Here is a 19,548-nt window from a genome sequence, read left to right as displayed (position 1 = left end):
GAAAGTAATCCGTTGATTGTAACTGAAGGCCAATCACCGCGGAAAGGCGCTTGGTAACAGTTTGTTATTTTTCCGGCATCCAGTGCAGCAAGCCACGTCCGGCCCGCATTTTGCCATCCGGCAAGACCAGTTCTGGATGGCGATCCGGGCCGGCTGACTGCAATTGGCGGGCAAACTCATCGAGTCGGGTCGCCACCGGAACCTGCCATCCGAGGCGGCGCAAGCGATGACGCAGCAGATTCTTCAGGCGCGGCAAGGAGAGCATTCGCATTTCCGATAGACGTGCCGCCTCCCCATCGCCAATCTGTTGCCAATCCTGTTCGGCCAGCTCATCCAGCAAAGCAGCCGCCTCGCCAAAATTGGCTGCCGCCTGCGCCAGCGATGCTTCAGCTGCAGGAAAACGCTGGGCAAGTGCGGCCAGGGCCTCATGGCGAAGAAAATTTCGTGTCAAAGAAACGTCGGCGTTGCTCTCGTCGTCGATCCAGGCCAGCCCGGCGGACATGGCATAGGCTTCGATTTCGTTGCGTGAGCTAGCAAGAAGCGGCCTGAGCAAACGCAAGCGGCCGAATTGTCGTTCAGCCGGCATTCCGGCGGCCCCGGTCACGCCGGTACCACGTAGCAGGTTGAACAGCACGGTTTCTGCTTGATCGCTACGGTGATGGCCCAGCAACAGGCAATCAGTGGCGACTTCGGCAAAGACCGAGTAGCGGGCCTTGCGCGCCGCCGCCTCCAGCCCCAAACCGGAAGCGGTATCGACGGAGACATGGCGAATGGTCAGCGGAACGCCCAGGCCGGTGCAATAATCGGCACAGAACGTGCCCCAGGCATCGGCGTTCGGCGAGAGTCCATGATGGACATGGATGGCATCAAGCCGCCCGGCAAATCCCAGCCGGGTCAGCAGATGCAGCAGGACGACAGAATCGCAGCCACCGGATAGCCCTACCGCAAGGCGCTCAGACGGGGCAAGACGGGCAGCGAGAAAAGCGCCGACCCGTGCGGGCAGGTCAGCTGACAGCCTGTTCCTTGAAGCGACCATAACTCATCAGCCGCTCGTAGCGCGTTGCCAGCAGTTCGGCGGTAGATAGCCCGGAAAGCTGCTTCAGCGCATCCTGCAAGGCCTTCTTGAGGTTTTGCGCCATGGCCGCATGGTCGCGATGTGCACCACCGAGCGGTTCGTTGACGATCTTGTCGACCAGCCCCAGGGTTTTCAGGCGCTGCGCCGTGATACCCATCGTTTCGGCCGCTTCCGGAGCCCTCTCCGAGCTCTTCCACAGAATGGAAGCACAGCCCTCCGGCGAAATCACGGAATAAGTGGAATATTGCAGCATCTGCAAGGTGTCGCCGACGGCAATGGCCAGCGCACCACCGGAACCACCTTCGCCAATGATGGTAACGATGACCGGCACCTTCAGTTCGGCCATCACGTAAAGATTGCGGCCGATGGCTTCGGACTGACCACGTTCCTCGGCATCGATGCCGGGGTAGGCACCCGGCGTATCGACAAAGGTCATGACCGGAATGCCGAATTTCTCGGCCAGCTTCATCAGGCGCAAGGCCTTGCGATAGCCTTCGGGGCGCGGCATGCCGAAGTTGCGATAAATCTTTTCCTTGGTGTCGCGGCCCTTCTGATGGCCGATCACCATGACCGGCTGGCCATTGAAGCGGGCCAGTCCACCGACGATGGCGTGGTCGTCAGCGAATGCGCGATCGCCGTGCAATTCTTCGAAATCAGTGAAGATCAGCGACAGGTAATCCAGCGTGTAGGGACGCTGCGGATGGCGGGCCACCTGGGATATCTGCCACGGTGTCAGCTTGGCATAGATGTCCTTGGTCAGCTGGCCACTCTTCTTCTCCAGGCGACCGATCTCTTCGGAGATATCGACGGCGGAATCATCCTGCACGAAGCGCAACTCTTCGATCTTGGCTTCAAGATCGGCAATGGATTGTTCGAAGTCGAGGAAACTTGTTTTCATGGACTGCTCGTTTGCTAAGTTGGGGCGCATTTTACCCCAAAGGCAGAAAGGCTACCGCCTCAGTACTCGACAGGCACCGGATCAAGGCTGCGCCACAGATACCAGGTCGCGACGGAACGCCAAGGGCGCCAGCGTTCGCCGAATTCAGCCAGGATCTTGCGCGGCTGTTTTTCACCCTTGAAATAATGTTCGTTTACCGCGCGCTGCAGGCCGATATCATCGAGAGGAAAGACATCGGGCCGCATCAAGTTGAAGATCAGGAACATCTCGGCCGTCCATCGACCGATGCCTCTGACCGCGACCAGTTCGGTGATGATCGCTTCGTCATCCAGCCCGCTCCAGGCGGTTGGATCAAGTTGCCCACTGGAAAAATGACTGGCCAGATCACACAGATACTCGGTTTTCCGTTTCGACAGACCGCAGCCGGCCAATCCACGCTCGCCTACCGCCAGTATCTGTGTCGGCGTGACGCTTCCCACCTGCTCGGAAAATCTCCGCCAAACCGAATCGGCCGCCTTGACCGAAATCTGCTGGCCAATGATGGAACGGGCCAGGGTCATAAACGCATCGCCGCGAGAAACCAGCGACAAGCCGGCATAGCGCTCGACCAGTTCGGCCATGGCGGCATCGCGGCGCGACAGATCGCTTATCGCTTGGATCCAGTAATCGGGAGGCATCGGGCGATTATACGGCGACGCAACGCCAGGCCGGATTTGGCGAATATTTTAACCCCCAGCCAAGAATCCTTCTGGCAAGTTTGTTAGTATTAACAAAAGTAATCGCGAGAATATGCAATGAATCATTCGGACCCCGTTTTTGTCCAGCCACTGCTCGGCACTGATGACGCATGGTCGGGCTATCAGGCCGAGTTGGCGCCCGGCGCGAATGACAAAATCCTCGCCCGGCTTTGCGCTTCGCCACAGCTAGACGAATTCGATCAGCGGCTACCATGGCTCCTTCCGGCATCCAGCAAGTGCACTGAGTTGGCGCGCCTGGGCGAACGCTCGGTCAGCGTTTTCCCGGCACAAACCGCCCTCGAGAACGAAGATGCCCTCAAGCAACTGGAAGCCGAGCGACGCCGAGGCAAATGCAAGGTCGGACTGATGGCATCGGCAAATGCCAAATTGCCGGCAACCGGAACCTGGGATTATTTGTTGATCGGTGCCAGCCACGCTCGCTGCTTGCCGCCCTTCACGCTACACGGCATGGCCAGTCGCACCACGGTCGTCGCGACCGATGTGCATTCTCACAGTGATCGCGAGTGGTTGTTGGGCAACGCCTGTGCGCTGTCCACCAGCGAATTCCTGCTGACTCGTTCGGCCAGCAACAGCAAGGCCGACATCACCCGACTCAAGCTGCTCAAATTGCTGACCCTGATTGAAGGGGATGCCGATACCGGCGCCCTTGAAACTGTTTTTCGCGAGGAAGCAAAGCTGTCGTACAGCCTGCTCCGATTGGTCAATTCGGCGGCATTGGCCCCGCGCAGCCCGATTACCAGCTTCACCCAGGCGATCAACCTGCTTGGTCGCCGCCAGTTGCAGCGTTGGCTGCAGTTGCTGGTCTATTCCGACCCGAATAACGGGCAGCACCCGACCCCATTGCTCCAGAAGGCAGCCTCGCGCGGCCGTATTCTCGAACTATTGCTTGGCCAACTCGACCCGACACTCGAAAACCCGGAAGACACGGCCTTCATGATCGGCACCTTCTCGCTGCTCGACGTCTTGCTCAACATGTCCATGTCGGACATCGTCCATCAACTGCCGCTGCCACCTGTCGTCCACGAAGCGCTGGCAGCACGTGACGGACCGCTAGGCCAACTGCTCGGCGTGCTCGACGCTGCTGACAAGCACGAATTGTCGCTGGCTGCCACGCTGCTCGAAAAACTTGGCATTGGTGCCGACACCTATCTTGATGCTCAGCTCAATGCGTACAGTTGGGCGGCAAAAATCCGGCCGGCGGCCTGATCAGCCGAAACGACCGCTGAGGAAGGGGTTGTATTTGCGCTCTTCGCCAAAGGTCGACATCGGGCCGTGGCCGGGAATGAAATCGACGTCGTCGCCCAGCGGAAAGAGTTGTTCCGTGATCGAGCGGATCAGGGTGTCGTAGTCGCCACGGGGGAAATCGGTCCGACCGATCGAGCCCTGGAACAGCACATCACCGACCTGTGCCAACCGGCTGGGGGCATGAAAGAAAACGACATGACCAGGCGTATGGCCGGGGCAATGCAGGACATCAAGCTCGACCTCGCCAAAAGTCACCTTGTCACCAGCGTTCAACCAGCGAGTCGGCTCAAAGCTCCGGACATTCGGGAAGCCGAACATCTTGCTTTGTTGCGGCATGCCCTCAATCCAGAAACGATCTTCTTCATGCGGCCCCTCAATGGGGACTCCCGTCTGCTCGGCCAGCACCGCCACACCGCCAGCATGGTCGATATGACCGTGGGTGACAAGAATTTTGGCCAGCGTCAGCTTTTCATCCTCAAGCAGGCGCAGGATGCGCTCTACGTCGCCACCCGGATCGATCACTGCCGCCTGGCGGGTATTTTCACACCAGAAAACGGTGCAGTTCTGTTCAAAAGGGGTAACGGGAACAATGGCGTAGCGCATGGCATGAAGGGGAATGTTTAAGCTTGGCCGATTATCGCATGGCCCCACCCTTGCCCGGCACCGCCCGCCCCCTTAAACTCCCCGTGCTTGATCCGAAACCAATTTCAAGGGCTCATACAATATGCTCGACCATCCGTTGCCGGACATCGACTCCTGGACACTGCTCTTCAGCAATAATGCCCTGCCGGTCCTGCGTGTCACCAAGCGGCGAATCGAGGAAATGCGGGCCAATCTGGATCGGGTCGACGCCCGCGAACTGGCTCGGCTGATTCTGCAAGACCCAATCATGACGGTGCGGGTACTGGCTTTCATTCAGCCAATGCGTGGTCGTTCGCTGCAGCATGACATCACCACCATTGCCAGTGCTGTAATGATGGCCGGGATAGAACCCTTCTTTAACCGCTTCAGCGAACTGTTTACCATCGAGGATCAGCTCAAGGAAGGCGGTCCGCAAGCCTTGCTCGGTGTCCTGCAGATCATTCGTCGCGCCCAGCGTGCCGCTGACTACGCTCAGGAATGGGCCATCTGGCGCCACGACATCAACATGGAAGAAGTGCGTATCGCCGCGCTGCTGCACGACCTGGCGGAACTTCTGGTGTGGTGTTCCGCACCACGACTAGGCCTGCGCATTCTCGAACAGCAAAAAGCCGATCCGACGATGCGTAGCGCCGATGCTCAGAAGAACACCCTGGGTTTCACCTTTTTCCAAATTCAGCACGAACTCTGTCGCGTCTGGCACCTGCCTGCATTGCTGCAAACGCTGATCGATGACGATAACGCCGAACAGCCGCGAGTCAAGAATGTCACCCTCGCCGTTCGCCTGGCGCGACACTCCTCGCATGGCTGGGATGATGCCGCGCTCCCCGACGATTACAAGGATATCGGCCAGTTGCTGAACATCACCCCGGAAGCCGTGCGCCAGCGCTTGGGCCTTGAACCGATGCCGGCCCGCGAGGCCGACGGCCAAGGCGCTGATTAATCGGCGGCCAAAACCCGCCTGGGACTTCCCCCCGGCTCGGACTAGCCGCAGTAACGCAGGTTGGCCCAGTCGAGCAGCAATTCAGGTGCCTGATAGGCTGCGAAAATCAACGCCAGCAGCAATAGCCCGAGCGCCACGCCAACGCCACCGAGAAACCAGCGCCACTGCGGCCTCAAGCCGCCACCCCTTGGCGGGCCAGCGGTTTTTCGTCGATCGGCCAGGAACATAGCGTCGCCAGCACCGACAGGCCAATCGCCAGCGACCAGGCCAATGAGTAGGAGCCGGTCTCGTCGAAAATCCGCCCCCCCAGCCAGGCGCCGAGAAAACTGCCTAACTGGTGACCGAGAAAAACAACCCCGGTCAGCATCGACATGTAGCGCAGCCCGAAAATCTGGGCGATCAGTCCGTTGGTCAGCGGCACGGTACCCAGCCACAGCAGGCCAATCACCGCAGCGAACACCCAGGCCACGGCAGTGGTCAGGGGAACCAGCATGAAGATCAGGATCGCCACGGCGCGCAGCCCGTAGATCAACACCAGCAGGTTCTTTTTGCTCGACCGCCCACCGCCCCAGCCGAAGATGAACGACCCGAAGATATTGAACAGGCCGATCAGCGCCACGGCCGTCATGCCAACATTGGCCGACATGCCTGAATCCACCAGATAGGAAGGCAGGTGCAGCATGATGAAGGCTGTCTGGAAGCCGCACACGAAATAGCCCCAGAACAGATAATGAAAACTGCGCTCGCCACTCGCTTCGCGCAGTGCCTCAGCCACCGACTGCCCGGCACCGGCCGACGGCTTATGACCATCGGCCATGGCATAGGCCAGCGGCGCAATCAAGCCGACACCACAGGCCAGCAAGACCAGGGCGCTCTGCCAGCCGTAAGTGGAGATCAGCATCTGGCCGATCGGTAACACCGCAAACTGGCCCAGCGAGCCGCCAGCGCTGGCGATGCCGAGCGCCATGCTGCGCCGTTCCGGCGTGGTATGGCGACCAATGACGCCCATGATCACCGCGAAAGTGGTTCCCGACAGGCCAAGGCCGATCAGCACGCCGGCCGAGAGATCAAGGCTGAGCGGCGTGCCGGCCTGCGACATCAGGACCAGCCCGATCACATAGAGCACAGTGGCACTCACCACCGTACGTCCAGCGCCATGGCGGTCGGCGATGGCACCGGCAAAAGGCGAAGCCAGTCCCCAGACCAGATTCTGGATGGCAAAAGCAAAAGAGTAGGTTTCGCGACTCCAGCCATGATCGCTCGTCATCGGCTGCAGGAAGAGACCAGCCGTATGACGCACCCCCATCGACAAGGTCAGGATGACGCAGCCAACAGTCAGGATGATCAGCGGGGTACGCCAGGAGGTGTTGCTGGTGCTCATATCGGCTTTCTCGAATTGGCTTGTTGGAGCGCCAGACTTACGCCGGGTTCCCGGCGCGTGATTCGAGTCCTTCCCAACGTTCGAGCAGCACCATCAGCTCGTCATCGATGGCAGCCAGGCGCTCGGATGCCTTTTGCACCGCAGCCGGATCGGACTGGTAAAGGGAAGCATCTTCGAGACGCTTGCCCAGTTCGGCCTGCTCGGCTTCCAGCCCGGCGATTTTTCCGGGTAGCTCGTCCAGTTCTCGCTGTTCTTTCCAGGACAGCTTCTCGCCTTTCGGCTTGGCCGGTTCAGCGGACTTGACGGGCTCCGGCGCCTTGGCGACGGGCTTTGCTTCTGCCTTTGCCTTCGGCGTTTCCTTGGCCACGCTGGCCTTGTAGGTCGCCCAGTCGGTGTAACCGCCGGCGTATTCCTTCCAGACGCCGTCGCCTTCAGCGGCGATGGTCTGGGTCACGACGTTGTCGATGAAAGTCCGGTCGTGGCTGACCAGGAACAGCGTGCCCTCGTAGGTTTGCAGCAGTTCTTCGAGTAGCTCCAGCGTTTCGATGTCGAGGTCGTTGGTCGGTTCGTCGAGGACCAGCACGTTGGCCGGTTTGGCGAACAGACGGGCCAGCAGCAGGCGGTTACGCTCGCCGCCGGACAGCGAACTGACCGGCGAACGGGCGCGCTCGGGTGCAAACAGGAAGTCTTCGAGGTAGCCAATGACGTGCTTGCGAGCACCGCCGATATCAACCCAGTCCGAGCCCGGAGAAATGACATCGGACAGCGTCGAATTGGGATCGAGCTGGGTGCGGAACTGGTCGAAATAGGCGATATCCATTTTCGTGCCCTGGCGCACGATGCCGGAATCCGGCTTGATTTCGTCGAGGATCAAGCGGAGCAGCGTCGTCTTGCCGGCGCCATTGGGACCGATCAGACCGATCTTGTCGCCGCGCTGAATACGGGTTGAAAAATCGCGAACAATCGGCTTTTCGCCGTAGGATTTGAAGACATGCTCCAGTTCGGCCACCAGCTTGCCGCTCTTGTCGCCGGAGTCCAGCTGCAGATTGACCTTGCCCATCCGTTCGCGTCTAGCCTGACGTTCAGCCCGCAGTTTATCCAGCCGCTGGACTCGGAACACGGCGCGCGTCCGCCGCGCTTCGACGCCCTTGCGAATCCAGATTTCTTCTTCCTTGAGCAACTTGTCGGCCCGCGCGTTTGCCAGCCCCTCTTCATGCAGCAGCGCCTCCTTGCGCAACTGGTATTCCTTGAAGCTGCCGGGAAAGCTGACCAGCTTGCCGCGATCGAGCTCGACGATGCGGGTACAGATGCGGTCGAGGAAAGAACGGTCGTGGGTGATGAAAAACAGCGTGACACCGGATTCGATCAGCAGGTTTTCCAGCCATTCGATGGCCGCGATGTCGAGGTGGTTGGTCGGCTCGTCGAGCAGCAGCACCTCGGGTGCGACCGCCAGGGCCTGAGCCAGCGCCAGACGCTTCTTCTGGCCGCCGGACAGGCTGCCGACCCTGGCATCCGGGTCCAGCCCGAAACGCTCGATGACGCGCTCGGCCTGCGCCTCGTAGGCCCACGCACCACGCGATTCCAGTTCGTGCTGCAGTGCTGACATCCGTTCGAGCAGTACTTCGTGGTCCGCATCGACTTCGCTCAGCTTGTGCGACACCTCGTGGTACTCCGCCAACAGGGTCGCGTTCTCGCCCATGCCGGAAATGACCGCCTCAAAGACCGTCGATTCGGCATCGAAAGGTGGCTCCTGCGACACATAGCCGACACGAATACCGGGCTGCACCCAGACTTCGCCATCGTCCAGCCGCCCCCGCCCGCTGCCCGCCGCCATCGCGGCCAGGAGCGATGATTTTCCAGTGCCGTTGCGGCCGATCAGGGCCACCCGTTCGCCGGGATCGAGCAAAAAATCGGCGTGATCAAGGAGCGGCACGTGGCCGTAGGCAAGGCAGGCGTCAGTCAGTTTGAAATAGGGCATTGGTCGCAATAAAAACGGCGCCCCGCAAGGCGCCGCGTTGGGAAGAAGCGAATTTTATCCGCTTGCCGGGCAATCAGGTGGTAAAGCGGGATAGCTGCGCCTGAAGATCGGCCGCCAGACGTTGCAGATTCTGCGCCCGCTCGCTGTTGCGGACAGCGCGGCTGTTGCTGCCCTCGGCCGACTGGGCAATGTTTTCGACCAGGCGGGCAATCTCCTGGCTGGCCGAACTCTGCTCTCTCGTACTGTCAGCAATCCCGTGCACCACCTCGACGGTCTGCTGCGCCCGCTGATCGATAATCTCCAGCGAATCCCCCGCCTGACGGGCCATGCCAACGCTGCCACCCATGTTGGTACTGACATCCTGCATGCGTTGAACGGCCCGACTTGTTTCTTCCAGAATGGCATGAACAGTCGTGGAAATCTCCTGGGTCGAGACTGAGGTCCGCTCGGCCAGCTTGCGCACCTCGTCAGCCACCACAGCGAAGCCACGTCCTTGCTCACCGGCGCGAGCCGCCTCAATGGCCGCGTTGAGTGCCAGCAGGTTGGTCTGATCGGCAATTTCGCGAATCACACCGACCACGCTGGAAATTTGCTTCGAGCGCTCGCCGAGTGACTGAATCAGCACAGCCGATTCGTTGATATCGCCCGCCACACGCTCCAGTTCGGTCATCGCGCGGGACACCACTTCACGCCCTGAACCGGTCACCTCTTTGGTGTCGGCGGAGATCTGAGCCGCATGATTGGCGTTATCGGCGACATGCGTGATGCTGACCGACAACTCCTCGACCGAAGCGGCAATGCCAGACGCCGAGACAGAAGCCTGCTCGGAAGCGGCCAGGGCCGAACTGGCGGCGTCCTGCAACTCGCTGGCGGCGACGGCAACTTGCGACGAGGAGGTGGAAACGCCACGGACCAGATTGCGCATGCTTTCCGCCATATGGTTAAAGGCGGTCGCGATGGCATGCACTTCATTACGACTGTCTGGCTCAGCCCCTTGCACCACCGCGCGCAAATCGCCCTGACTGATGCGTTCCACGTCCTGAACCATCTGCCCCAGCGAACGCAGACGGAAACTGACCAGCAGATAGACCAGCGTGGCCAGCACCAAAGCGGCAGCGACGCTGATGACGATCAGCAAATTGCGCAAGGCACGGCTTTCCTCGAGATATTCGTCCAGCCAGCTGCCGGTGCCAACCGTCCATCCCCAGGCCGATGACGTCGCAGCGTAGACAATCTTTTCGCGTTCAGCCCCGCTGCTGTCAGCCATCGAGTAACGGAAAAGACCATTTTTCTGGGCCAGTACCTGACGAAGTATTCCGCGAGTCGCTTCGGGCATGTCGACCTCGCCGATTTGCTGCCCCTGAAATTTCGGGTGCATGACAAACTCGCCGATACCCTTTTCATCGGTTGGGCGGGCGATATAGACGTAGCCTGTCTTGCCTGCAACCAGGGCGCCGAACTGGTCACGGATGCGTTTGAGTTCCTTGTCGAGGGAAATCCGTACCGAATAAGCCAGCCACGGCTTGCCATCAGTCCCCTTCACTTGTTTGACAGTGCTGAAGTTGTATTTACCGCCCCGGATGGCCAAGCCCTGATAATCCTCACCGGCCAGCAGCGCCTTGGCGACCGGATCGCCATCGGGTAGCGGCACGCCGTTCATGGATTTGCCATCCTTGTCCTTGAGCAGGGTCGCCAGGCGATAAACCTTGTTGTCACGCACCATCAAAAACGCGCCATCGCTTCCTGCCACATCGCGAAAGGCCTTCAGCAGACGATCATTGCCATTGAGAATTTCGCTGCCCAATCTGACCATGGGCAAATCGACATCGCCGGTCTTGACCAGGCCGACACCAGGCTCAGGCACGTTGCCGATGTATTTCCGGAAGAACTGCGACTCGTCGTCGCCGCGCACCTTGACCGCATCGAAAACCGAATCGAGCATACCGGCCATCAGTTTGGCCTCATGCCCCAAATTGGCCTCGGCCACAGCAATCGCTGAGTTATCTGCCTTCTTCTGCACGATCAAGGCCATCACTGAGAAAACAACGACCAAGGCTGCAATGGTCGCCAGAATGAGTTGCTGGGCTATCGGGCGCCGCGCGAAACCACTGACCATGGTATTTCTCCCCACTTTATTAATATTGGTCTTTTCAAATCTATCACAACGCTGCCGCCGACAGTACAATGCGGACCTCCGGCGCGTCTCCATAGTTAAATGGATATAACGGCTCCCTCCTAAGGAGCAGTTCCTGGTTCGATTCCGGGTGGGGACGCCACCTACCCAGGCCAGTCGGCGGAGAGCCATGCGACCCAAAAGAAAAACCACCCAGCACTCTGTCGATATCAGCGAAGAAGCCGGCGTGCGTTATCTGCACTTCGGCTCGGACTGGATTCAGGGCGCCATGCGCATTGCGCGCCCGTGGTCGCTGGAACTGGCCTATACCCGCGAAATGATGGCCGGGCTGTTGCTCCGCCCCCTGCACCATTGGCCGCGCCATGTGTTGCTGATCGGCCTCGGCGCAGGCTCCCTGGCCAAGTTCATCTATCGCTATCTGCCCAACTGCCGGATTACGGTGGTCGAGATCAATCCACAGGTTGAATTCATTGCCCGGCAATACTTCAAATTACCGGACGATCCGCTACGCCTCGATGTCAGCATAGGCTGCGGCGCCGATTTCATGCTGGGCGGCACGAGCCGCTTCGACCTGATCCTGATCGACGGCTACGACCCTGAGGGGCGGGCCGGTGTGCTGGATACCGAGCCGTTCTACCAAGCCTGTCGCGCCCGGCTGAGTGACAACGGTCTGTGTGGACTGAACCTGCTCGGCTGGAACAGAGGCTTTCAGGGAAGCGTCGAACGTATCCGGAGCGCCTTCGACGAGCGAGTCGCCGTTTTCCCCTCGTGCGATAGCGGCAACACCATCGCTTTTGCTACTGGTGGCAATCCGGTCGATGTATCGCTGGATGACATGCGCGCCTGCGCCGTGCAACTAAAAAAAGAAACCCGCCTCGACCTTTTGCCAACCCTCAGCCGGATACAGTTCGCGTATCCCTTGCCAGACGGTCGTCTCCAGATCTGATTACGTGTATTTCTTGATTTTTCTGTTTTTTGAACTAAAAACAGATTATCCCCACCCATAACGACGACAAGGCGGATCCCAGAAAAATAATCAGCAGGCAGTATTGATCTGCCTCCTATTTTTCCAATTGAAGGAGGATCCGATGTTATCGATTCAAGACGTTCTGGACTATTGCGACCTCGATCGCGGTGAAATTGAGGCAATTGCCGAACATGAGCATATTCCGATCACGATCGCAGCCGAGATGAGTGAGTCCTTGCTGTGTACGCCGGAAGGTGTCTGCCAGTTACATCTGATGTTTCTCGAAAACATGCAACATGCCATTGAGGCCGGGCGTATTGAGCACATCAAGGAACTGGCGGTGGCCTATGAGCATCTGCAGCGCACTCATCCTTTACCAAGCACGCACTAGCCAGCAGGCTTAGTACGGCCGCCCGTGTCCGTAGCCGTTTTCGACGGCGTAGAGTGCGACTTGGACGCGGCTGCTCATATTCAGCTTCTTGAAAATATTCTGCACATGGATTTTGACCGTACTCTCGGCCAGATCCAATTTGCGGGCGATTTCCTTGTTGCTTTCCCCTTGCGCCAGCGAAGCGAGGATGTCGCGTTCGCGTGGCGAGAAACGGTCGCGTTCGATTGTCGCAGTTTCTGCTTTGGGCGGATTGCGCACGCCCTGGATCAGCTTGGCTGTCATTTGCTGGGAGACGACTGATTCGCCCTGTGCGGCGCGGCGAATGGCATCGACCAACATATCGGTCTCGATATTCTTCAGCAAATAACCACTGGCTCCGGCCCGCAAGGCATCCATCAGATCCTGGGCATCTTCTGAAACGGTGAGCATCAGGACACGAACTTCAGGCATTTCCTCGCTGATGACTTTGACCGCCTCCAAGCCTGAAACACCGGGCATGTGCAGATCGAGCAAGGCGACATCCGGCTTCAGGGAACGAACTCGTTTGATGCCCTCCAGCCCGTCACCCGCCTCGCCAACCACCTCGAAATCGTCGTTTCTCTGCAACAGGGATTTGATTCCGCTGCGGAACAGCGTGTGATCGTCTACCAACAGCACCCGGATTCTTTCGCTCATATCAGACACTCCCCCTATTTTCCTTCGGCAGGCTCAATATAACGCACGAGCCTTGGCCTGGATTTGATGTTATTCGGCACTCACCACCGATGCGATGGGCTCGCTCCCGCATGATTTTCAGACCGACATGGCGATCGGACAGGCAATTCGGATCGTTTTGCGGGTCGAAGCCGATACCGTCATCTTCAACCATGACTTTGCTGGTACCAAGCTCCTGACGCACAGTGACCCGCACACGCTTTGCCTTGGCATGCTTGCGAATATTGGACAAGGACTCTTGCACGATATGCATGATCTGGATTTCGTCCGTGGGCGGCAACGGCGTTGTCGCTCCAATCCGTTCAAACTCGGTCTGGATGCCGGTTTGCCCTTCGAACTTTTCGAGCGCGGCATTGATCGCCGAATCGAGATCGGACTGATGGACGCGCGTCCGGAAATGCACCAGCAACTCGCGAACATCGTCATAACTCTCCTGAACACCTTCGCGCAATTGCCCGGCCGTCTGCATGGCCTCATCAGCCTTGCCCTTGCGCAGCGAATCCTGCAGCAGCTGGACCTGGATATTCAGGAAAGCCAGGCCTTGGGCAATCGAATCGTGCAGTTCCTGAGCCAGCAGGTTGCGCTCCTCGGAAACGGCCAACTCCTTTTCGCGGGACTTCAGGCGCTGGTTCTCAATCGCTACACCGAGGTGATGGCCAAGCGTTTCAAGCAAGTGGATTTCCTGCTCGGACAAGGCTTGGGAACGGCGGAAATAGAGGTTGTAGACGCCAAGTCGCTGCTTGTCGTAGAGGATGCTGAACGCCGTTGCCGTCGCAAATCCTTCACGAATGCAGCTCCGGAGGCGCATGCCCTCCGGTGGATTGGCGGTTGCAAAGGCGGCCGGCCGGCTGCTCTGAAACACCTCGCCGCACAGGCATTCGCCGCAATTCAGCTGGCCTTCGTTGGCGACAAACTCGTCTGAAAGCCCTTCGTGGGTCATCAGGTAGAGCTTGTCCGTCTGCGGCACATACAGTCGCACCGCACCGGCGTCAGCCCCCAGCGCGTTCTTGATGTGATCAAGAAAACCCTCGCACAGGGCCTCCAGTGGTGCGGGTTCACTGAGAAACGAAGTCGCCGCATACAAAATACCGAGTTCGTGATTGCGCTGGGCGAGACGTCGTGTTTCGGCCTCGATACGCTGTTCCAGTGAGCCGTAAGCATCCTCCAGATGCTCGGCCATCTGGTTGAAACCTGCGGCAAGCCCGCCCAGTTCATCGTCGCTGGTCACCGGGACGCGCACCGTCAAATCGTTTCCGGTCATGCGCCGCATGCCGACATGCAGCAGGCTAACCGGCCGGATAACCAGCTGCTCAAAAAACCGGATCAGGATGACCGTACCAAAGATCGCCAGCAACACCAGCGCCACCTGGACATAGCGCAACAGATTGGTGTCGTAGGCATAGCTGCGCTCCATGGCCAACACCAATTCGTTAATTCCCATGACGGACGGTTCCAGTTCGAGATCGAAGCGATCAAGCACCTCCGAGCGCGCCTGGTGATCACCGGCCAGATAACTTTCCACCAGCGGCCGAATGATCCTCCGCCACGACTGTTCGACGTCATGCAGCCTGTCCTGCACTTCGAAATTCCGGGGCGAAGACAGCGGCCTGAGCGGATCGCCCAATTGCAGGTCACGCTGCACCTTGTCGAAACGCACGACTTCTTCGCTCAAGGCGGCAGTCAACGCGGCAACCTGCGTTTCTGCTTCGAGGCCGCGGGCCATCAAGTGGCCTAAACGGTAGGTCCGCATGCGCTGGCTGCCCGCGTCATTGATCGCCGCAGCCACCCCTTCCAGTTGCCAGGAAATGAGCAGGGTCAAACCAATGGCAGAGGTCGCAACGAGAAAAAACACGACCAGTACGCCAATGATTTTTCGCGAGAGTTTGCCTGAGGTGGCGAACATCCAGATCAGTCCATGACGAAAACCCGAGACCTTAGCCCTGCCAATGCAGAAAAGCAAAGGAGATAGATCAAGAAAAAGCCCGCCGGGTTAGGCCGGCGGGCAAAAGTCACTACGGAGAGCGCGTAGTGACAATGGCAAACGTGAATCAGCTCAAGCCGCGACCTTCTCGACGTGCGCCTGTTTCTCATAGAGGAACTCGAGCACCGCAGCGCGGTAGCCGATGTAGGCCGTGTTGTGGGCCAGCGTCAGCCGGTCGCGCGGGCGCGGCAGATTGACTTCGAGAATTTCGCCAATGGTTGCCGCCGGGCCGTTGGTCATCATTACGATGCGGTCGGAGAGCAGGACCGCCTCATCAACATCGTGAGTCACCATGACCGTGGTCGCCTTGGTCGCCTCGCAGATCCGCATCAGCTCGTCCTGCAGCTTGGCGCGGGTCAAGGCGTCAAGCGCACCGAAGGGCTCGTCCATCAGCAGCACTTTCGGTTGCATGGACAGAGCGCGGGCGATGCCGACGCGCTGCTTCATGCCCCCGGAGATTTCGTTCGGATACTTGGCACTGGCGTGATCCAGGCCAACCAGGCTGATGGCGGCAGCGGTGCGCTCCTTCAATTTGGCCTTGCCTTCCTTCTCGCCAAAGACCCGCTCGACGGCCAGATAGACATTTTCGAAACAGGTCAGCCAGGGCAGCAGGCTGTGGTTCTGGAAAACCACCGCCCGCTCCGGACCGGGGCCGGCGATTTCACGGTCTTCCAGCAGCAGCACGCCGGTACTTGGCTTGGTCAGGCCGGCAATCAGATTGAGCAGCGTCGATTTGCCACAACCGGAGTGACCGATCAGCGCGATGAACTCGCCCTGCTTGATGGTCAGGTCGATGTCGCGCAGGGCAACGAACTTGCCCTTCTTGGTATCGAAGATTTGACCGACGCGTTGAACTTGTACGAATTTTTCCATGATGCACTCCCGGATCAGGCGGATTCTTTGGTCAGCTTCTTGGCCAGCAGGATCAGCGCCTGCTCGAGGATCAGGCCGACGATGCCGATGACGAAGATGGCGATGATGATGTGCTCGACCTTCAGGTTATTCCACTCGTCCCACACCCAGAAGCCGATGCCGACGCCGCCAGTGAGCATTTCGGCGGCGACGATGACCAGCCAGGCGGTACCGATCGACAGGCGGATGCCGGTCAGCATGTAGGGCAGCACGGCCGGGAACAGGATTTTGGTAACCACCTTCCATTCGGACAAGGCCAGCACGCGAGCGACGTTCAGGTAATCCTGCGGCACGCGCTGGACGCCTTGCGCCGTGTTCATGATCATCGGCCAGATCGAGCAGATGAAGATGGTGTAGGTCGCCGCCGGGTCGGCCTTCTTGAAAACCAGCAGGCCAATCGGCAGCCAAGCGAGCGGCGAGACCGGACGCAGCAGGCTGATGATCGGGTTGATCATCGCCGACAGGAAGGCCGAGCGGCCGAGAATGAAACCGAGCGGGATACCGACCAGCGCCGCGAAGCCGAAACCGATACCGACGCGCTGCAGCGAAGACAGCACATTCCAGCCGATACCTTGGTCGTTCGGACCGTTGCGGTAGAACGGGTCGGCGAACAGCACGGTAGCGGCATCCCAGGTTTGCAGCGGTCCGGGAATGCTGCCCCCCTTCATGGTGGCGATGAACCAGATGCCGATCAGCACCACCATACCCAATACCGGCGGCAAAATAGCGCGGCCAAAGTTGGCCAGTTTCTCGGCGAACGGCGTGCCCGGCTCGATGGCCGGCAGGGTTGCAGTTTTTTCCATTTTTATTTCCTTGGCTGGCTCGGCAGCGATTTCCGCGACCGGCTGGCTGCTTATGTTCCGGTCAACCGGCTTCTCTAGGCCGAACTCACCAATCATCGTCATTACGCTCATGTCGTTCTCCAGAGGGTTGCACCGCCTCCGCCAAAGCGGAGACGGTGGCGACTCAATCGACTGATCAGGCCTTGATCTTGAAGCTGTCGGCGTACTTGGCCGGGTCCTTGCCATCCCAGACCACCCCGTCGATCAGCTTGTGGCTGCGCATTTCGCTCTTCGGCAGCGCGACACCGGCAGCGGCCGCACCCTGCTTGTAGATATCGATGCGGTTGACCTGCTTGGCGGTGGCCAGGTAATCCGGGTGGCTCTTCAGCAACCCCCAGCGCTTGTGCTGGGTCAGGAACCACATGCCATCGCTGAGGTACGGGAAATTGACCGTACCTTCGTTGAAAAACTTCATGCAGTTCTTGTCATCCCAGCTCTTGCCCAGACCATTCTGATAGCGCCCGAGCATGCGGGCGACGATGACTTCGGTATCGGTATTGACATAGGACTTGCTGGCAATCGTCTCGGCCGTCTTCTGCTTGTTGGCGATCGAGGCGTCGATCCACTTGCTGGCATCAAGAATCGCCGCGACTACGGCACGGGCCGTGTTCGGGTTTTGCTTGACCCAATCTGCCGTGGTGCCGAGCACCTTTTCCGGGTGATCGGTCCAGATGTCCTGGGTCGTCGTCGCCGTGAAGCCGATGTTGTCCATGATGGCGCGGTTGTTCCAAGGCTCGCCGACACAGAAACCATCCATGTTGCCGACACGCATGTTGGCGACCATCTGCGGTGGCGGCACGGTGATGGTCTTGACATCTTTCATCGGATTGATGCCCTGCGAAGCCAGCCAATAGTACAACCACATGGCGTGGGTGCCGGTCGGGAAGGTCTGGGCGAAGGTGTATTCACGTTCCTTCTTGGCAACCAGTTTGGCCAGACCAGCGCCGTCAGTGGCCCCCTTGTCCTTGAGCTGATTCGACAGCGTGATGGCCTGGCCGTTGTGGTTCAGGCTCATCAATGCGTTCATGTCTTTCTTCGGGCCGCCGATGCCCAACTGCACGCCATAGATCAGGCCATACAGCACGTGAGCGGCGTCGAGCTCGCCATTGACCAGCTTGTCACGCACCGAAGCCCACGAGGCTTCCTTGGTCGGAATGATCTTGATGCCGTATTTCTCATCGAACTTCATGACCGAAGCCATAACAACGGAGGCGCAGTCGGTGAGCGGGATGAAGCCAATACGGACTTCCTTTTTTTCGGGGGCGTCGGAACCAGCGGCCCAGGCACCGCTGCGAACGCCGGGGGGGACCATGGCCATCAGAGAGGCTCCCAATGCGGTTGAAACGAAATCGCGACGAGAAAGGGATGATTTGGCCGTCGTCGTGCCTTCCGGGGCCAGTTTCTTGTCTTCCATTGCTTGCTCCTTGATTGCTTGAATCGAAAAAACAAATGGGCGTCGCATCCGAACCGCCGGTGGCAGCTCGGATGGACGCCCTTGTCCTTGAATCGGCTTTCGCTCGACTCTCGCCCGGCCGCCTTTGACCGTGCGCTTTGAGTGGACTATTGCAATGGCCGTGCCAGGTGTAGTTATTTAGAACTAGTCACAAATAACTACTATGTTTTCAATGACTTGGAATTTGTTTTTCCCGACCGCCGGGGCCGGAGGCGATGCACTATTGCAGTGCAGCAAGGCTTTTTATCGCACAGGTTTAGAGCAGCACCCGCGCCATGTCGATCACGTCGCGCGCCACTTTGGCCATCGACTGGCCGCGCTCCATCGCCAGCTTGCGCATGGCGTGATAGGCCGCATCCTCATCCAGACCACGGGCTTTCATCAGCACGCCCTTGGCCTTGTCGACCAGCTTGCGGTCGGTGAGCTTCTTCGAAATGTCATCGAGTTCGCGGCGCAAGGCCTGCGTATCTTCAAAACGCGCCCGCGCCACTTCGACAATCGGCTTGATCCGCTTGGAATCGAGGCCATCGACGATATAGGCCGAAACCCCCGCCTTGACAGCATCGCGTATGGTTTCCTGGCCATCCTCCTGGGTAAAGATCACCACCGGGCGGGGCATGTCCTTGTTCATGGCTGCGAGATTTTCGAGCGTATCGCGGCTCGGGCTCTCGGTATCGATCAGGATCACATCGGGCTGCAGCCTTTCGACTTCAGCCGTCAAATTTTCTGAGCCGGCCAGAATGGCAGCGACTTGATAACCGGCGAGCGCCAGCCCGGCACAAATTTCGCCGGCTCTGGCTCTGGATTCATCAATGACGAGTACGGTAAGCATGGTTCTTATCTAGCAAGCTACAGGCCAGCCACCTCGAGGGTGGCTGCCGCCATGGCCTGAACGACCATTTCGTGCTCGCCGATGGCGGGGGCGAGCGAAAACTCGACATCGGGGTATTTTGCCCGCAGCGCCTCAATCATCTCCGGCGTTTCCTTCTTCAAATGTCCGCCACGGGCAACGAACATCGGCATCACGACAATTTTGTCCGCCCCCTGCGCGATCAACTCGCTCGCCCGCTCCGGCAAGGTCGGCGTCATGAATTCGAGGAAGGCCAGTTCGACCGGAATATTCGTCATGCGCTGACGGACAGCGGCTTGCACGCGGCGCATGGGATTGGCCCATTCCGGGTCGCGGGCGCCGTGGGCGAAGAGAATCAGGGCAGTGGTCACGGTTCTTGTCTCGTTG

19 protein-coding genes and 1 tRNA gene are annotated in these 19,548 nt (G+C 59.2%); 5 read left to right on the top strand and 15 right to left on the bottom strand.

Annotated features, from left to right (window positions below):
* Positions 1 to 64 precede the first annotated feature (64 nt).
* The 3 genes from tilS to DARO_RS04405 are packed head-to-tail and all read right to left on the bottom strand — an operon-like array spanning position 65 to position 2,650.
* On the bottom strand, positions 65 to 1,036 hold the full coding sequence (gene tilS / locus DARO_RS04415) for a tRNA lysidine(34) synthetase TilS (protein WP_011286610.1): 972 nt from the start codon (positions 1,034 to 1,036) through the stop codon (positions 65 to 67).
* Positions 1,005 to 1,973 (bottom strand): acetyl-CoA carboxylase carboxyltransferase subunit alpha, encoded by a 969-nt coding sequence (locus DARO_RS04410; protein WP_011286609.1) that lies wholly within the window; start codon positions 1,971 to 1,973, stop codon positions 1,005 to 1,007. The genes tilS and DARO_RS04410 overlap by 32 nt, the downstream gene beginning before the upstream one ends.
* Positions 1,974 to 2,032: 59 nt before the next feature.
* Positions 2,033 to 2,650 carry a DNA-3-methyladenine glycosylase family protein gene (locus tag DARO_RS04405; RefSeq protein WP_011286608.1) on the bottom strand — a complete coding sequence of 206 codons (618 nt, stop codon included), beginning with the start codon at positions 2,648 to 2,650 and terminating at the stop codon, positions 2,033 to 2,035.
* Positions 2,651 to 2,767: 117 nt separating this feature from the next.
* Between DARO_RS04405 and DARO_RS21540 the strand changes: the two genes are divergently transcribed.
* Positions 2,768 to 3,937, top strand: coding sequence for an HDOD domain-containing protein (locus DARO_RS21540; protein WP_011286607.1), 1,170 nt, complete (start codon positions 2,768 to 2,770; stop codon positions 3,935 to 3,937).
* On the opposite strand, the gene DARO_RS04395 is transcribed toward DARO_RS21540, so the two are convergent.
* Positions 3,938 to 4,579, bottom strand: coding sequence for an MBL fold metallo-hydrolase (locus tag DARO_RS04395; protein WP_011286606.1), 642 nt, complete (start codon positions 4,577 to 4,579; stop codon positions 3,938 to 3,940).
* Positions 4,580 to 4,700: 121 nt separating this feature from the next.
* Between DARO_RS04395 and DARO_RS04390 the strand changes: the two genes are divergently transcribed.
* Complete coding sequence (locus DARO_RS04390) at positions 4,701 to 5,558, top strand: HDOD domain-containing protein (RefSeq protein ID WP_011286605.1); 858 nt, start codon at positions 4,701 to 4,703, stop codon at positions 5,556 to 5,558.
* A gap of 41 nt (positions 5,559 to 5,599) precedes the next feature.
* On the opposite strand, the gene DARO_RS23240 is transcribed toward DARO_RS04390, so the two are convergent.
* From DARO_RS23240 to DARO_RS21535, 4 genes are all read right to left on the bottom strand, one after another.
* On the bottom strand, positions 5,600 to 5,734 hold the full coding sequence (locus DARO_RS23240; RefSeq protein ID WP_497463025.1) for a hypothetical protein: 135 nt from the start codon (positions 5,732 to 5,734) through the stop codon (positions 5,600 to 5,602).
* Complete coding sequence (locus DARO_RS04385; protein WP_011286604.1) at positions 5,731 to 6,939, bottom strand: MFS transporter; 1,209 nt, start codon at positions 6,937 to 6,939, stop codon at positions 5,731 to 5,733. Before DARO_RS04385 ends, DARO_RS23240 begins: the two co-directional genes overlap by 4 nt.
* Before the next feature lie 37 nt (positions 6,940 to 6,976).
* Positions 6,977 to 8,917, bottom strand: a complete 1,941-nt coding sequence (locus DARO_RS04380) for an ATP-binding cassette domain-containing protein (protein WP_011286603.1) — start codon at positions 8,915 to 8,917, stop codon at positions 6,977 to 6,979.
* 73 nt (positions 8,918 to 8,990) lie between these two features.
* A complete protein-coding gene (locus tag DARO_RS21535) occupies positions 8,991 to 11,033 on the bottom strand; it encodes a methyl-accepting chemotaxis protein (RefSeq protein WP_011286602.1) in 2,043 nt (680 codons plus the stop codon).
* 85 nt (positions 11,034 to 11,118) lie between these two features.
* Here DARO_RS21535 and DARO_RS04370 point away from each other — a divergent pair.
* From DARO_RS04370 to DARO_RS04360, 3 genes are all read left to right on the top strand, one after another.
* A tRNA-Arg gene (locus DARO_RS04370) sits at positions 11,119 to 11,193 on the top strand.
* A gap of 27 nt (positions 11,194 to 11,220) precedes the next feature.
* Positions 11,221 to 11,997 carry a spermine/spermidine synthase domain-containing protein gene (locus DARO_RS04365; protein ID WP_011286601.1) on the top strand — a complete coding sequence of 259 codons (777 nt, stop codon included), beginning with the start codon at positions 11,221 to 11,223 and terminating at the stop codon, positions 11,995 to 11,997.
* Between the two features lie 142 nt (positions 11,998 to 12,139).
* Positions 12,140 to 12,409 carry a hypothetical protein gene (locus DARO_RS04360; RefSeq protein WP_011286600.1) on the top strand — a complete coding sequence of 90 codons (270 nt, stop codon included), beginning with the start codon at positions 12,140 to 12,142 and terminating at the stop codon, positions 12,407 to 12,409.
* A gap of 9 nt (positions 12,410 to 12,418) precedes the next feature.
* Here the strand turns inward: DARO_RS04360 and DARO_RS04355 are convergent, their stop codons facing one another.
* The 7 genes from DARO_RS04355 to DARO_RS04325 form a co-directional block, all read right to left on the bottom strand.
* A complete protein-coding gene (locus DARO_RS04355) occupies positions 12,419 to 13,084 on the bottom strand; it encodes a response regulator transcription factor (RefSeq protein WP_011286599.1) in 666 nt (221 codons plus the stop codon).
* A 1-nt stretch (position 13,085) separates the two neighbouring features.
* Positions 13,086 to 15,026 carry a type IV pili methyl-accepting chemotaxis transducer N-terminal domain-containing protein gene (locus DARO_RS04350; RefSeq protein WP_011286598.1) on the bottom strand — a complete coding sequence of 647 codons (1,941 nt, stop codon included), beginning with the start codon at positions 15,024 to 15,026 and terminating at the stop codon, positions 13,086 to 13,088.
* A gap of 150 nt (positions 15,027 to 15,176) precedes the next feature.
* Positions 15,177 to 15,977 (bottom strand): ABC transporter ATP-binding protein, encoded by an 801-nt coding sequence (locus DARO_RS04345; protein WP_011286597.1) that lies wholly within the window; start codon positions 15,975 to 15,977, stop codon positions 15,177 to 15,179.
* 14 nt (positions 15,978 to 15,991) lie between these two features.
* A complete protein-coding gene (ntrB, locus tag DARO_RS04340) occupies positions 15,992 to 16,930 on the bottom strand; it encodes a nitrate ABC transporter permease (RefSeq protein ID WP_011286596.1) in 939 nt (312 codons plus the stop codon).
* 64 nt (positions 16,931 to 16,994) lie between these two features.
* Positions 16,995 to 18,272 (bottom strand): CmpA/NrtA family ABC transporter substrate-binding protein, encoded by a 1,278-nt coding sequence (locus DARO_RS04335; RefSeq protein WP_011286595.1) that lies wholly within the window; start codon positions 18,270 to 18,272, stop codon positions 16,995 to 16,997.
* A 295-nt stretch (positions 18,273 to 18,567) separates the two neighbouring features.
* Positions 18,568 to 19,143 carry an ANTAR domain-containing protein gene (locus DARO_RS04330; protein ID WP_011286594.1) on the bottom strand — a complete coding sequence of 192 codons (576 nt, stop codon included), beginning with the start codon at positions 19,141 to 19,143 and terminating at the stop codon, positions 18,568 to 18,570.
* A 17-nt stretch (positions 19,144 to 19,160) separates the two neighbouring features.
* Positions 19,161 to 19,532, bottom strand: a complete 372-nt coding sequence (locus tag DARO_RS04325; RefSeq protein ID WP_011286593.1) for a CbiX/SirB N-terminal domain-containing protein — start codon at positions 19,530 to 19,532, stop codon at positions 19,161 to 19,163.
* Between the last annotated feature and the right edge of the window lie 16 nt (positions 19,533 to 19,548).

Source organism: Dechloromonas aromatica RCB (genome assembly GCF_000012425.1).
This window is presented reverse-complemented; position numbering and strand designations above follow the sequence as displayed.

Coding starts and splice junctions, on each gene's coding strand:
- ntrB (WP_011286596.1), bottom strand. CDS start 16,930: ATGAGCGTAATGACGATGATTGGTGAGTTCGGCCTAGAGAAGCCGGTT.
- DARO_RS04410 (WP_011286609.1), bottom strand. CDS start 1,973: ATGAAAACAAGTTTCCTCGACTTCGAACAATCCATTGCCGATCTTGAA.
- DARO_RS04360 (WP_011286600.1), top strand. CDS start 12,140: ATGTTATCGATTCAAGACGTTCTGGACTATTGCGACCTCGATCGCGGT.
- tilS (WP_011286610.1), bottom strand. CDS start 1,036: ATGGTCGCTTCAAGGAACAGGCTGTCAGCTGACCTGCCCGCACGGGTC.
- DARO_RS04350 (WP_011286598.1), bottom strand. CDS start 15,026: ATGTTCGCCACCTCAGGCAAACTCTCGCGAAAAATCATTGGCGTACTG.
- DARO_RS21535 (WP_011286602.1), bottom strand. CDS start 11,033: ATGGTCAGTGGTTTCGCGCGGCGCCCGATAGCCCAGCAACTCATTCTG.
- DARO_RS04355 (WP_011286599.1), bottom strand. CDS start 13,084: ATGAGCGAAAGAATCCGGGTGCTGTTGGTAGACGATCACACGCTGTTC.
- DARO_RS04330 (WP_011286594.1), bottom strand. CDS start 19,143: ATGCTTACCGTACTCGTCATTGATGAATCCAGAGCCAGAGCCGGCGAA.
- DARO_RS04385 (WP_011286604.1), bottom strand. CDS start 6,939: ATGAGCACCAGCAACACCTCCTGGCGTACCCCGCTGATCATCCTGACT.
- DARO_RS04390 (WP_011286605.1), top strand. CDS start 4,701: ATGCTCGACCATCCGTTGCCGGACATCGACTCCTGGACACTGCTCTTC.
- DARO_RS04365 (WP_011286601.1), top strand. CDS start 11,221: ATGCGACCCAAAAGAAAAACCACCCAGCACTCTGTCGATATCAGCGAA.
- DARO_RS04405 (WP_011286608.1), bottom strand. CDS start 2,650: ATGCCTCCCGATTACTGGATCCAAGCGATAAGCGATCTGTCGCGCCGC.
- DARO_RS04380 (WP_011286603.1), bottom strand. CDS start 8,917: ATGCCCTATTTCAAACTGACTGACGCCTGCCTTGCCTACGGCCACGTG.
- DARO_RS04335 (WP_011286595.1), bottom strand. CDS start 18,272: ATGGAAGACAAGAAACTGGCCCCGGAAGGCACGACGACGGCCAAATCA.
- DARO_RS21540 (WP_011286607.1), top strand. CDS start 2,768: ATGAATCATTCGGACCCCGTTTTTGTCCAGCCACTGCTCGGCACTGAT.
- DARO_RS04395 (WP_011286606.1), bottom strand. CDS start 4,579: ATGCGCTACGCCATTGTTCCCGTTACCCCTTTTGAACAGAACTGCACC.
- DARO_RS04345 (WP_011286597.1), bottom strand. CDS start 15,977: ATGGAAAAATTCGTACAAGTTCAACGCGTCGGTCAAATCTTCGATACC.